This is a genomic window from Spiroplasma endosymbiont of Polydrusus cervinus (genome assembly GCF_964019755.1).
Classification (GTDB): domain Bacteria; phylum Bacillota_I; class Bacilli_A; order Mycoplasmatales; family Mycoplasmataceae; genus Spiroplasma.
The window spans coordinates 1,026,468-1,039,736 of sequence record NZ_OZ026469.1 but is presented as its reverse complement, the minus strand read 5'-3'; the positions used below and the strand labels follow the sequence as shown (position 1 = coordinate 1,039,736).

Annotated in this window: 19 protein-coding genes; 13 read left to right on the top strand and 6 right to left on the bottom strand. The window is 25.1% G+C overall.

The genetic code is table 4. The annotated features are described in order from the left end of the window. The first annotated feature begins 111 nt into the window (after positions 1-111). Positions 112-1,872: a ribonuclease J gene (locus tag AACK78_RS06590; RefSeq protein WP_338955225.1), complete on the top strand. Its 1,761-nt coding sequence runs from the start codon at positions 112-114 to the stop codon at positions 1,870-1,872. A gap of 221 nt (positions 1,873-2,093) precedes the next feature. Here the strand turns inward: AACK78_RS06590 and mnmA are convergent, their stop codons facing one another. Both mnmA and AACK78_RS06580 read right to left on the bottom strand, forming a co-directional pair. Beyond that, complete coding sequence (gene mnmA / locus AACK78_RS06585; RefSeq protein ID WP_338955222.1) at positions 2,094-3,227, bottom strand: tRNA 2-thiouridine(34) synthase MnmA; 1,134 nt, start codon at positions 3,225-3,227, stop codon at positions 2,094-2,096. Positions 3,228-3,417: 190 nt separating this feature from the next. Then, a complete protein-coding gene (locus tag AACK78_RS06580) occupies positions 3,418-4,404 on the bottom strand; it encodes an IS30 family transposase (RefSeq protein WP_338955220.1) in 987 nt (328 codons plus the stop codon). Between the two features lie 456 nt (positions 4,405-4,860). Here AACK78_RS06580 and AACK78_RS06575 point away from each other — a divergent pair, with 456 nt between their 5' ends. The 12 genes from AACK78_RS06575 (at position 4,861) to AACK78_RS06520 (ending at position 10,053) form a co-directional block, all read left to right on the top strand. Further along, positions 4,861-5,118 carry a hypothetical protein gene (locus AACK78_RS06575; protein WP_338955218.1) on the top strand — a complete coding sequence of 86 codons (258 nt, stop codon included), beginning with the start codon at positions 4,861-4,863 and terminating at the stop codon, positions 5,116-5,118. Positions 5,119-5,128: 10 nt separating this feature from the next. After that, on the top strand, positions 5,129-5,293 hold the full coding sequence (locus AACK78_RS06570) for a hypothetical protein (RefSeq protein WP_338955217.1): 165 nt from the start codon (positions 5,129-5,131) through the stop codon (positions 5,291-5,293). 149 nt (positions 5,294-5,442) lie between these two features. After that, positions 5,443-5,730, top strand: a complete 288-nt coding sequence (locus AACK78_RS06565) for a hypothetical protein (protein WP_338955215.1) — start codon at positions 5,443-5,445, stop codon at positions 5,728-5,730. 370 nt (positions 5,731-6,100) lie between these two features. Next, positions 6,101-6,340, top strand: a complete 240-nt coding sequence (locus AACK78_RS06560) for a hypothetical protein (protein ID WP_338955214.1) — start codon at positions 6,101-6,103, stop codon at positions 6,338-6,340. Positions 6,341-6,859: 519 nt separating this feature from the next. Continuing rightward, positions 6,860-7,177: a hypothetical protein gene (locus AACK78_RS06555; protein WP_338955213.1), complete on the top strand. Its 318-nt coding sequence runs from the start codon at positions 6,860-6,862 to the stop codon at positions 7,175-7,177. Next, positions 7,177-7,308, top strand: coding sequence for a hypothetical protein (locus tag AACK78_RS06550; RefSeq protein WP_338954408.1), 132 nt, complete (start codon positions 7,177-7,179; stop codon positions 7,306-7,308). Before AACK78_RS06555 ends, AACK78_RS06550 begins: the two co-directional genes overlap by 1 nt. 13 nt (positions 7,309-7,321) lie before the next feature. Beyond that, a complete protein-coding gene (locus tag AACK78_RS06545; protein ID WP_338954406.1) occupies positions 7,322-7,612 on the top strand; it encodes a hypothetical protein in 291 nt (96 codons plus the stop codon). Continuing rightward, entirely contained in the window at positions 7,605-7,751 is a 147-nt protein-coding gene (locus AACK78_RS06540; protein WP_338954404.1) for a hypothetical protein, read from the top strand. Before AACK78_RS06545 ends, AACK78_RS06540 begins: the two co-directional genes overlap by 8 nt. Before the next feature lie 2 nt (positions 7,752-7,753). Then, positions 7,754-8,269: a hypothetical protein gene (locus tag AACK78_RS06535; RefSeq protein ID WP_338955211.1), complete on the top strand. Its 516-nt coding sequence runs from the start codon at positions 7,754-7,756 to the stop codon at positions 8,267-8,269. Positions 8,270-8,547: 278 nt separating this feature from the next. Further along, positions 8,548-9,411, top strand: coding sequence for a recombinase RecT (locus AACK78_RS06530; RefSeq protein ID WP_338955209.1), 864 nt, complete (start codon positions 8,548-8,550; stop codon positions 9,409-9,411). Next, positions 9,396-9,869: a hypothetical protein gene (locus AACK78_RS06525; RefSeq protein WP_338955207.1), complete on the top strand. Its 474-nt coding sequence runs from the start codon at positions 9,396-9,398 to the stop codon at positions 9,867-9,869. Before AACK78_RS06530 ends, AACK78_RS06525 begins: the two co-directional genes overlap by 16 nt. 4 nt (positions 9,870-9,873) lie before the next feature. Beyond that, the gene (locus tag AACK78_RS06520) at positions 9,874-10,053 is read left to right on the top strand and encodes a hypothetical protein (RefSeq protein ID WP_338954394.1); all 180 of its coding nucleotides are present in this window, start codon (positions 9,874-9,876) and stop codon (positions 10,051-10,053) included. Between the two features lie 26 nt (positions 10,054-10,079). Here AACK78_RS06520 and AACK78_RS06515 read toward each other — a convergent pair whose 3' ends face one another. The 4 genes from AACK78_RS06515 to AACK78_RS06500 all read right to left on the bottom strand — a co-directional run bounded on the left by AACK78_RS06515 (position 10,080) and on the right by AACK78_RS06500 (position 13,256). Then, positions 10,080-10,463 (bottom strand): hypothetical protein, encoded by a 384-nt coding sequence (locus AACK78_RS06515; protein WP_338955206.1) that lies wholly within the window; start codon positions 10,461-10,463, stop codon positions 10,080-10,082. Positions 10,464-10,715: 252 nt separating this feature from the next. Beyond that, positions 10,716-11,159 carry a hypothetical protein gene (locus AACK78_RS06510; protein ID WP_338955204.1) on the bottom strand — a complete coding sequence of 148 codons (444 nt, stop codon included), beginning with the start codon at positions 11,157-11,159 and terminating at the stop codon, positions 10,716-10,718. 407 nt (positions 11,160-11,566) lie between these two features. Continuing rightward, positions 11,567-12,349 carry a hypothetical protein gene (locus tag AACK78_RS06505; RefSeq protein ID WP_338955202.1) on the bottom strand — a complete coding sequence of 261 codons (783 nt, stop codon included), beginning with the start codon at positions 12,347-12,349 and terminating at the stop codon, positions 11,567-11,569. Beyond that, positions 12,339-13,256 (bottom strand): hypothetical protein, encoded by a 918-nt coding sequence (locus AACK78_RS06500; protein ID WP_338955201.1) that lies wholly within the window; start codon positions 13,254-13,256, stop codon positions 12,339-12,341. Before AACK78_RS06500 ends, AACK78_RS06505 begins: the two co-directional genes overlap by 11 nt. Between the last annotated feature and the right edge of the window lie 13 nt (positions 13,257-13,269).

Below are 13,269 nucleotides of genomic sequence, written 5' to 3'. Positions count from 1 at the left end.
ATGTTATAATTTTCTGGATACTAGTAAATTATTTTTTTCTTTGTAATAATAATCAATTTAATAAAGAAAAAGCTATGCGTTAATTTTTAGAATTATGAGGTGATAATTTCAATGAATGAAGAAAAGAAAGAAATAAGTAAAAATAAAACAATAGAGACAAAACCAACTAGTGTGATAACAAAACAACCAACGCAAAATGTTATGAAAAATAAAATCCCAACAAAAGTTTTTGCTCTTGGAGGATTAGAAGAAGTTGGAAAAAATACATATTGTATTGAACATGATGAAGAATTAATTATGCTTGATGCTGGTGTTAAGTTTCCTAGTTCAATAATGCTTGGTGTTGATGCTGTTATTCCGAATTATAATTATTTAAAAGAAAATCAACAAAAAATAAAAGCGTTATTTATTACGCATGGGCATGAAGACCATATTGGTGGAATTCCTTATTTATTAAGAGAAGTAACTATTCCAATTATTTATGCACCCCGATTAGCCGCCGCTTTAATTCGTGATCGCTTAAAAGAAGCGAAATTAGAACAAACTACAATTGTCAAAGAAGTTGATAATATGAGTGTTATTAAAACAAAAAACTTTAAAATTAACTTTTTTGCTGTTAACCATAGTATTCCTGATGCCTTTGGAATTTCAGTAATGACTCCAAATGGAAAAGTTGTTTCAACTGGAGATTATAAATTTGACTGAACACCCCTAGGACATCGTGCTGATATTGAACGAATGGCAAATATGGGACAAGAAGGCGTAATGTTATTAATGGCTGACAGTACAAATGCTGAAGTTGAAGGATATACTCAAACTGAAACAAAAATTATTAAAAACATTGGAGAATTATTTGTTAAAGCGAAAGGAAGAATTTTAATTTCAACCTTTGCTTCAAATGTTCACCGTATTCAACATATTGTTGAAATTGCTAATAAATATGGGCGAAAAATTCTAGTTTTTGGTCGTAGTTTAGACCGTATTATTAAAATTATTCGCCAAATGGGACATTTAAAAATTTCTGATAAAGCATTTATTAAAGCTAATGATGCTAAAAACTATAAGGATAACGAAATATTAATTATTTGTACCGGAAGTCAAGGTGAACCAATGGCCGCTTTATCACGAATTGCAAATAATCAACATCAACATATTTCAATTATTCCTGGTGATACGGTTATTTTTTCATCATCACCAATTCCAGGCAATCAAGCTGATGTTGAACGAGTTATTAATAAACTAGTTCGTGCTGGTGCTATTGTCCAAGAAAATAGTCCTTTAAATCAAATTCATACTTCTGGTCATGCTTCACAAGAAGAACAAAAATTATTATTTACCCTTTTAAAACCAAAATACTTTATGCCAATGCATGGTGATTATCGTATGTTACGCCAACATGGTGAAACAGCAATGAGTGTTAATGTTCCAAAAGATAATGTCTTTATTTGTGCTAATGGTGATCAAATTGAATTATTAAATGGAACTGGGGTAATTGGGAAACGAATTGAAGCTGAAGCGGTTTATGTTGATGGAAAAGATTTATCAGGTCAAACAACTGCTGTTGTTCGTGATCGTGAGATTTTATCAAAAGATGGATTAATTGCCGTTATTATTTCAATTGATTCGCAAAATAACCAATTATTAACTCCCCCACGAATTATTTCAAGAGGAAGTTTTTATGTAAAAGAATCTGGAAATATTATTAATGAATCAATTCGTTTAACAACTGAAGCAGTTAATGAAGTTTTAAAAACACAAAAACCAACTTTTGGAACTCTTAAAAATGCTATTAAACAATCATTATCACCGTTTATCTATCGCTATAAACGTCGTAATCCATTAATCATTCCAGTAATTCTAAATAAAAAATAAAAAGAATGCTTAAGAAGACTGCACCCCAAAAAGTAAGTAAAATAAAAAAATATTTTGCTAAATTTTTATAGGGGGTGCATTTTTATATGGCAAGAAAAGGTTAAAAATTGTATACTGTAAAACTAAATCATAAAAAGTTAATAAAATTATAACAAATTAAAAATAAAAAAAATTAATTTTAAATAACCCCGTATTTTTCCTGCCATGTTCGCAGTCCGTCCCTATAAATAACATAATTTTTCATTATTTAAATAAAAATCATTAATAACGCTCCCACCAAGACACACTTCGTCTTGATAAAAAACAGCTGCTTGCCCAGGCGTAATTGCTTTTACTTTTGTTGCAAATTGAACAAGACATTTATCATCACTTAAAACTGTTACTTTAACTGGAATATCTTTTTGACGATAACGGAATTTAGCTGTACAATCAAATTCTTTTGCTGGCAAAGTATTAATTCAATTAACATCAGTAATGGTGCAACTAGTTGAATATAATCATTTTTCTTTACTACTTTTTGCAACATATAAAATATTCTTCGTAACATTTTTCCCAGCAACAAAATACGGCTCACTCATTCCACCTAAATTTAAACCGCGCCGTTGCCCAATTGTATAATACATAATCCCATTATGTTTTCCAACAACTTCCTCTGTCTCAATATCAACAATATTTCCAATTTGATTTGGAATATAATTTTGCAAAAAGTTTTTAAAATCACGCTCCCCAATAAAACAAATCCCAGTTGAATCTTTTTTATTAGCTGTACTTAAATTCAGCGCCGCGGCAATTGCCCGCACTTCTTTTTTTGTTAAATTTCCCAATGGAAAAAATGTTTTTGATAATTGTTGTTGATTCAACTGACTTAAAAAATAAGTTTGATCTTTATCATTATCAATTCCCCGTAATAATTGATATTCTTTTAATGTTTCACTATAACGAACTTGGGCATAATGCCCCATTGCAATAAAATCAGCATCATAATTATTAATGGCATACTTTAAAAAATAATCAAATTTAATATATTTATTGCATAAAATATCAGGATTAGGAGTTCGTCCTTTTTCATATTCACTAATAAAATGTTTAAAAACATACTCCCAATATTCTTTAATAAAATCAACCCGATGCAAGGGTACTTGTAATGTTTTGCTAACTTGAACAGCATCATTATAATCAAGTTCTTGCGGACAAATTCTATTATTAATTGCTTTATTGCCTAAAATATCATTATTTAATTGACTGTCTCAATTTCGCATAAAAAGACCTTCAACATTATAACCTGCTTGTTGTAATAAATATAAACTAACTGACGAATCAACACCGCCAGATAAGCCAACCATAACTTTTTTCACTGTCCATCACTTCCTTTTGTATACTGTAAAACTAAATCATAAAAAGTTAATAAAATTATAACAAATTAAAAATAAAAAACAATAATCACAAAAATATTAAATTAAAAATATTGTTTTTAATATTTATTTTTAAAATTATAAAATTAAATACAACAAAAAATAAATTTTACTAATCTTAACAAACACTAATTTAATTTAAAAAAATTTTTTTAAAATATTGTCTTGATGTAAAATTTTCCAAGCAAGGTCTAATTGTGGTATTTAATATATCTAAAATAGATTTTAATCTACTACGAGTATTAATTAATGGCTCATTTTGACCTAATCAACTCCTTATATATCTATTTATTCTTTCTACTAATGCTTTCTGGCGAAGTTTACCAGGATCACAAAAATAAACTCTTATTTTAAAATTTTTTTCTATTGTTTTTCATCTATAAAATTCTTTTTCTCTATCGATTAAAATACAACTAAATTTACTAATACCAATTTGTTTAATCATTTTCATTAAAATTGTTAATACAATACTTGCCTTTTTACTAAATAAAATATGATAAAAAAGTATTTTTGATTTACGATTTACTAAAACTAACAAATAAAAATTACCACAATCAAGAGTATCCATTTCTCAAATTCCACTAAAACTTAAATCATTTCCATAATCATTTAAAAATTGGTTATAATCTCTAATATTAAGTAATTTTCCACGATTATCATTTTGTTCCCCATTTTTTGTTTTTCTTTTTTTATTTTTAAAATATAACATTTCTTTTTTTAAATTAAAATAACCTAATTTAATATATTTATACATTGTTTTAAAACATACACCAAATTTTACATTATATTGTAATTCATACGAAGTAATAATATTTTGTAGCGAACGACCAAAATTATTATATTCATTAGAAAAATGACTTAATTCTTGTGAATTTAACATTGAATATTTACGACATTGTTTTTTATTTTTATCATGTATTTTTTGTGCTTTTGCAGCATTATAATCATTAATATTATCAAACATATTTAACTCTTGCCAAATAGTTCTATAATCTCTATTCATTTGCTTAGCAATTTTTCGAATATTAATTGTTTCATTTTTCTTTTTAAATAATTCATTATCTTTTAATTTTTCCAAATTTACTCTTTCATTAAAATCTAATCTTTCATATTTTTTCATACCCTACCTCCTAAAATACTTAAAATTTTATAATTTATGTGCAATAATTATAAAATTTTAAGTATTTTAGGAGTAATCGGATTAACAGCAACAAGTGTACAACATCGTTAATTAGTTGCGAAAAACCAAATAATAGTGAAAACGGCGAGTAATAAACCAGAACCCAAACCACAACAACCACCAGTTGGAAGTAACTGAAAGTTAATTGAAGATTGTAAATTACGCGGGATAATTTATTCTTTACTTTTTAATTTCAATATCATTTGTAATCTTATTGACAGTATTAATAACAATATCTTTACCATACTTTTTCACTAAGACCGCAAAATTAAATAGTGCTTTATTTGCATAATTTCAACCTCCTATAATTAACTTAAAAAGTTAACTAAATTAATAGTTAACTTTTTATGATTTGGTATTTACAATTTACAAATTCAAAGATTTATTACCGTATGTATGCTTTTACAAAAGAGAATTTACAATAACATTAGGGCTAAAAAACATCAGAATGAAGAACCTTTTGCATTAACATCAGAACAAGATTTAGTTACTGACCACAGTTATCGAATTGTTGATGATGATCAATTACCAGAGTATATGCATAATAAGGCAATTTATATTAAGATCTTTTATCACTTTCATGATAAGCGCTTTTTATTAACGCATCATAGTTGATGGAAGAAAACGGATAATGATTTAAAAAGCATATTGTAAAAAATATATTATGGATTTAACAAAACGATTGCATCTTGAAACAATGGCCTTAACGCCAGATGAATTAGACCAGAAATGAGATATTGAAGAATATGATATTCCTGGTTATGAAGATGTTATGTTAAAAGGAGTTTCAATTCACTCCTGAGTAAAAAATTATAACAATAAAAAATAACTTGTTGTTGTCCATGGTTTAAATTCGCATAAGTTTTGCGCAATATTTTTTGGTTTAATTTATTTGCGCTTAGGTTATAATATTCTTGTTTTTGACCAACGGCAATCATGGCGAGTCAACGACTAAAATGACTACAATGGGGGGTTATTATGAGAAATATGATAGCGGCCGTTGTTGATTTTTTACAAGCTAAAATTGACCCAAAATTAAAAGAACTTAATTTTTATGGTTGATCGATGGGGGCTTTTATTATTATAGAATATTTAAGGTTTGCTTTTGAAAAAAATAAATTAATTAACAGTACTGTATTAAATTCAACAATTAGTAATTTGAATGTTTTATATCGTTATTATATGTTAAAAAAAGTTAATTATTATGAACATTATTATGCCATTCGATGCTATGCGATTGAAACCTGGGGTTATGATCCAGAATAAATTAATCCAGGGGAAAATTTAGAACCATTAGCGAAATTACCAGTGTTATATATTTTGTATCATGTACGATGAAGCGGCAAAAAACAACTCTTGTTAAATAAAAGGGTTGTTTTTTTATTTATAAAACAATAATTGCTAATTAATTTATTGATTCAGAGAAAGGACGGCATCTTAAATTCTTAAAATAGAAATTTTTTTACAACTTTTTGATACCCTCTTTAAGTTGTATTACACATTTATTAAATATCTTATAAATTTTTACAAAGTGTACCTTTTTTTCTCCAATTTTAAGATGCTGTCCTTTCTCTGTTTTAGTTAATTAATTTGGCTAATAAATGAAAAAACTTAATATTAAAGGAAGGAGTAAGTAATGGAAATTAATACGCAACAAACAATATGTGATGTTGATAATTGCTATAAATCAATATCATTCATTACCGAAGAATTTGTATCAAATAGAGTTTTATGAACTTGTGAAAAACATAAAGATTTATTAAATCGAACAAAAGATAAAAAACAAAAGCGATTTTATCAAAAACTAGAAAATTCAAAAATTATCTTTGATGATAAAACTGGTTCTTTTAAACTTTGATTTTATAAAACAACTTAATACATAGTGGGACGGTTATTTTAAATAATTAAGTGCTTCCATAAGAACATGAGTTTAAGCTCATTCCCACAGCCAGCCGAGGCAAGTACTGAAATAGTTGTATGAGGAAACATGTAAATCGGCGCTGGTTATATTTAAACTAAGCGATAGTCGTGATAAGTGCAAGGTCAACATCAAACGACAATAAATATAGAGATGGTCACTTTATAAATAAATTTGCGATAGATATTGTGTCCCATCGAGGATGGCAGCGGTTTAAAAACCACAAAGTCAGCACTAGGCTCTTCAAGGTGCAAGTGAATTTATTTTAAAAACTGAACGTTTTGACCTGAAATGGTGCGGATGAAGAGAGAATTCTCTGGCGTAAACAATAAAAAACAACTGTCTATTATCTAATAATAAATAAATATTAAATATATTATCGCCACCGCTCACCCTCAGTGAAGCGGATGGCGTAGTAAATAAATAGATAAATACTTATATAACTAATTATCGCTTTGGCACTTTCACTTGGTGGGAGTGAGTGCCAGCGAATTAAAAATAGGAGGAAAAACAATGGAATATAAAAGTTTGTATATTAATAAAACTTGAAATGAAATAACAATATTATTTGATTGAGTGAATTGTCAACCTGTTAATTGTCGTATTTCTCATCATAAAAATCATTATTATTTACAGTGTTTAGAATGAGCAAAAATGTACTTAAATTTATTTGAAGATAAATGAGATGTTATTGCTTCTTATATGCAACATTACAAAATTAACGATATTTTAGATTTAGCATCAGATGGTTGAAAAATATTACAAATTGAGAAAAAAATAAAACAAATAAATTAATGGAGGTAATTATAAAAAAGTTAAATAAAAAAATAACAACAAAATTAAATGAATTAATTTTAAGATTATATCCAGTTTCAACGGATGATATTACTGATGAATATTGAGCATTAAACAATAAAAAGAATTAGGAGGAATAAGAAAATGTCATATTGTATTAGTGATTACTTAAATGAAAAATGAATTAATAATAAAGCATTAAAAATTAGTAATAAAGATATTATTTATGCACAAATTGATAGTGATTATGATATGAGTTGAGAATTAAATTTATATCTTAAATTTGGTAATGAAGAAAGACATGTAGGTAATGTTTTATTGTCAACGGATTTTGACTTAAATTTAAAATGATATGAAATTGATGAAGTTAAAGGTTTAATAACTGATTATTTAGAAGATGAAGAAGCAGATTACGAGGTGATAAATTATGAATAATATGTGAAAAGATAAAGATGGCAAAGCTTATACCGAAGAAGATTTATTTAATATAGCATTAGAAGAATGTTATTCAGAAGAAAGTGCTTATGAATATATTGATAATTTAATTATGGATATGAATTTGGAGGAAATTTAATAATGGCAGATTTAACATTAAATAATCAAATTAAAAATATTACTTATCCATTTTATTTAAAAGGAAATGATTTTAAAGAATTAAGTTTAAAAGCATTACCAATTAAAGAATGATTTGATAATAACGGTCAAGATTTAGCAGAATTTATTCTTCGCCATCGAAATCATTGAGTAGCCACGAATTATGAAGATGTACGCTTAAAAGATATACCAAGTGTTATTAGTAAAATTGATTTTGTTTTTAGAGAACCATTGGAATTAATAAAAGCTTTCAAAGATGATTTAAATCGAATTCGTACTAATATTATTAATTTTGAAAAATCAATTGAAAATCATAAAATTGAAATTAAAAATAACATTAATCAAGTGCGAATACAAAAACAAAATGAATTATTTAAAGAACAAGAACTAAAAAAACAAGAACTAATAGAACAAGCAAATAATTTAAGTGAAGATATGGGTCTGAATATTGATCAAATTGAAGATGAGCAAGTTCGTGTAATGAAAGAAATTGAATAAATTGATAAATCACTTGACCCAAAACAATTAAAAAAAGTTGGAATTAATTTTATTAAAGAAAAATTATTAATTAAAGATATTGAAATATTAGGTATTAATGATGATTTTTTACAAAATTCCGATAAATTAGAACTTATTAATCTTATTAAAAAATATTTAATTGTTGATGAACAAGTTGTTAAAAATGAAATCAAAGAACAATGAGATAGCAATAAAGATATTAATACTATTGGTGTTAATGGAATTAAATTCAAAATAAATAAAGGAGAGAAATAATTATGAATAATCAAATGGGAATAAAAGAATTAGTAGCGACAGCAATTAAAGCATATGAATTAAATGTTAATGCTAAATATTTACAAGATAATTTAATTGCTTTACAAGAACTAAAATTAAAAAATAATCAAAGTTATATTAATTTGATTGGTAATGCTGATAATGGAAAAATTACAGCCTTAGGAATTATTAATTTAAGTAATAAAGGTTTAATTTTTGGAAAAGATTTTAATATTATTCCATTCAAAAATAAATTAACAACCATTATTGATAGTAGTGTGTTTCAAAAAAGAATGGAACAAGAAAATTGAATGTTAAAAAGAGGAATTATTTATAAAAGTGAAAAATTTGTATGAGATACCGATTTACAAAAACCAAAATTACACGAAATAGATTTTATGACAAATACAAGTCAATATGAAAATATTATTGGCGCTTATGCTTTTGGAATTAATCGTTTAACTGGCGAAACAAAAGGTATTTTATTAAGAAAAGCAGACATTAACCGTTTAAAAAATAGTAGTCCAAGTGAAAATAGTGAATATTCGCCTTGAAATAAATGACCAAAAGAAATGGTTGAAGCAAAATTATATCGTAAATTAGCACAAGAATTAGGTATAGATATTACTGACATTGATTTAGATGAAAAAGAAATTAAAGAAGATGGTAATTTTGATTATATACCCTTTAATGATATTACTGTCGCCAAAAATCAGGGTCAGATAAGTGACGAACCCTTATCAAATAATATAAATACCCCATTTTATAGAGAAATAGCGGACACAAACAATAATATAGTTAAAAAAGATGATATTTCTAATGTAGTACCAGTAGTTAACAATGATGAGCAATGAACCACTTGATAAAAATAGGTATTGACCCATCAGGAACCGGTACCAGTGCTATTGTTGTTTATGAAGACAATAAATTAATAGATAAAATGGAATATATACATTATGATTGAATTAAACAAACTGATAATATTTTATATAAATTAATACAAGATGCAATTATTAATATTGAGGATTGTTTATATACATCTGCTAATCCAAGTAAAGATAGGGATGATTTATTAAAAGTAATTGGAACAGTTAAATACAATACAGAAAAAGTACGCAACATTATTAATTGAGTATCACCAAAACATACTAAATCAATTGTTAAAAATATGGAAAATTTAAGTAAATATAATGACAGTTGTATATGAAAATTTGATAAAGATAATAATTTAACTTATCAATATGGTAAAGGTTGATTTTATAATAATGAGAAAATATCTCATCATTTAAGAGATGCAATTATTATTGCTAATTATAAAGGTTAATATTATGAAAGAATCATATAATCAAAAAACAGGAAAATATTATTCTTGTAAAATTCGAAATGTTAATATTTACTTAAATAAAAATGAAGAAAAAGTTTGAAATCAATTATCTAACTTTGATACCTATTCTCAACGAATAGAATATCTTATTAATTTTTATATAAGTCACAACAAAGAAAAATAAAAAATAACCTTAATTGGTTATTTTTTTTAAATACTATTTGTTAATTTTTTAATAGAATCTTTTTGTGCTTGTTTTTTGTCGTTTACTTTAACTTGTTTTTTAACGTTTTTAATTTGACCTGTTTTAAGGGCTAATTCTGTTGCATAATCGGGCCCTCGTAAATGTTTTTCGTGGGCAATAACAGCAGTTTTTAATTCTCTAATTTCTGCTTTATATTTTTTAACTTTTTTAGCAGATAAGCCTAGAATCCCAAGACTATCCATTCCACCAGCACCAGCTAATACAAGTAAAGTAATTACTAATTCATTACTAATTTCCATTTTTATATTTCCTTTCTTATTCTTACTCAAACAGTGGCCATCTATTCTTTCGGAACAAAATAATTTATAAATTAAGCTATATATAACCACCCAAAAATATCTACCACCCCTATATATAGTCTATTTTAATAAAATTTAATTATTGGTTTCATAATTATTATTTATATTTAATTTTTTATTATTTTCTTGCTTTTGTTTTTTAATATTTTCATCTTGTATATTTTTAAATATTTCTTCTGTTATACCATCTAAATTATTTCACTGTTTTGCTATTCGTGGTTGAATAACACGCGGATTAATCCGACAATCTAAACAATATCTTAAATGGTCTTTTTTTCATTTTTATTTATCAATTCAAATAATAATTAAAGAAATTATTAAAGTAATTAAAGGTAAAATTGTAAATACTAATCCCATTTTAGATATTTTTAATCGTGGAATATCAATTTTCATATCTACTTTTGGTTTACTACTAGCAACAAATATTCCTTGAATTCCATGGGTAAATAAAGGTGTTAATAAAATAGCGATTCCATTACCTCAATATTGACCATAATTATATCAATCAATTTTACCTTTAATTGCATCAATCATTCCATATTCTAATCAACAATTTAATGCTAAAAATATTAAAGTATAAAAACTAACTACTCAGCTACGAATTTTATATTTTCTTTCTCATTCTCTAATATCTTTATGAGTTCAATTATAAGTTGGAATAGGGTCTTTTTTAAATCAATTTCAAGGTAATGCACCCTTTAATCAAGTTGTTTTATCTTGTTTCATTAATTAAAATCCTTTCTAATTTATTTTTTTTCTTTTAATTGTTAAATATTTAATAACAATATTATTTGTATCATTTGAAATTGAACCATTTTGGTTAATTGTTATTCTTTTATAAGAATTATCTGCTAAAAATGTAAATATTGATTTTTGTGATATTGTTTCAAAATAATATGTTACAAATTTATTAGCAGATGCATAATCTGTTATTGAAATTGATATTTTATAATAATATTTTGTTAAATCATAATCTGGAATTTTAAATGTTAATTTTTCGTTTGCTTTTGTATAATTAATTAATTCTCAATCATTACCATTAATAGAAATATCACCACTATCTAGTAGTGAATTACCATTAATAGTTTTAATATTTGATCCGCTTATTAATTTATCTTGTTTAAAATCTGAAACTACAATTTCATCATTATCATTTTTAATGATAGTTTTATTATCAATCTTAATATCAGAACTTTTTTGGGATTTTCAAACCCCGTTATCATAATAAATAGTATCTTATCAAACGGAACAATAAGCTTAATATATTCGTTATAATCAATTTTGCTATAATCAATAATTTCTGGATGAGTAATATTAATAGTATTATCGGTTTGTACTCGTTCTTTTAAATAAAATAATAAAGTTTCATAAAATGTTTTTTTCGTAATATATTTATATTCTTCTTCTCAAGGATGAGCATAATTCCCTAAATGATAATTATATGGTCTATCAACCGTTTTACTAGATATAATATCAATTATTTCACCAGCTAATTTTAAAGCATTTTTAACATCTCTAGTAATATTTTCATTTGCTTCGGGGTCATTAGTTTGTGAATAAGCAACTCCACCTTGCGAAAATGAAGCACTACCAGTTAAATCATTAACTCCTTTTGGTAAATATCAATTCATAACTGCTAATAAACAAGCAGATTGAATATAACTTAATCATTTATCATATTCAATTAAACCAGTATTATCTTTTTTCACTCAGGGAAATAAATCTTTTTTATTAATCTTATCTGAAATTGTGCCACCTGATAATCTATCCATTCATAAACTAGTTTTTAAAATAGCATTATAAATTAAATTATCATTATAAGCAGATTGCTTACGATCATTAATAGGTTGTCAAAGTTTACTTGCTTTAACACCTTCAACTGTTATAAATAACAAATTACTTAAATTATTTTCCATATAAAACACCCCTTAATTGATTTCGATATTTATTTCTTAAATTAGATAGTTTATAACTATTAACTTTTCTTTGTACTTTTTTAATTTTTTTAATAGTTTGATTAGTTTTATAAAACATACTTTTAACTGGTGTTTTATATAAATTCTTAATATTTTTAACATCGCTTTTTCGCTCTCGATACCATTTTTTATTATTAATTTCACCAGCAAAATTAAAATTAAAGTGTCCAATCTTTAAATTATTAATAAACCTTTTAATTTGTTGTAATTTTTGAATATGTGGTAATGTTAATTTGATATTTCCTTTTGGATATTTTTCTTTTAATTCTTGTGGTAATCGTTTTTTAATATAATCTCTTAAATGACTAGGTAATCATTTTCTTAATCAATAACGCCAAAATAAAGTTCCAGCATTAGATGCTGCATTACTTAATAATTTTCAAATTTCAACTGGAACACTAGGATAAACATATGGACCATAAAAATTCGGGTGTTTTGCTGTTTTTGTATATATTAAAATAGTTAAATTGCCTGTTAAAGTTAACTTATTTGTTATATTAAACATACCACTATTAAGCCAACTACTATTTAAAGGTTGTCAATTAGTGTTTAGATAATTTTCTTTTTTAAATTGTTCTCTATTTTTAATATTGTTATCTTTTTCTAATTTACTTAATATTTGTTGAATTTCTTTTTTATGACCTTTTTTAATTAAATTTAAATAAGTAAACGGATTTAATCATTGATAAATATCTTCAACTTTATTTGTAATCTTTTGAAAAGAATTAGCATAATATGAAGCAAACTTATTAACCTTATTAATTAAATTAACAAACTTATTTATTAAATATTTATTTCCTAAATTTTCTGCTAATAAAGTTAAAGCTCGTAATATTAATAAATTCATAATTACATATTAC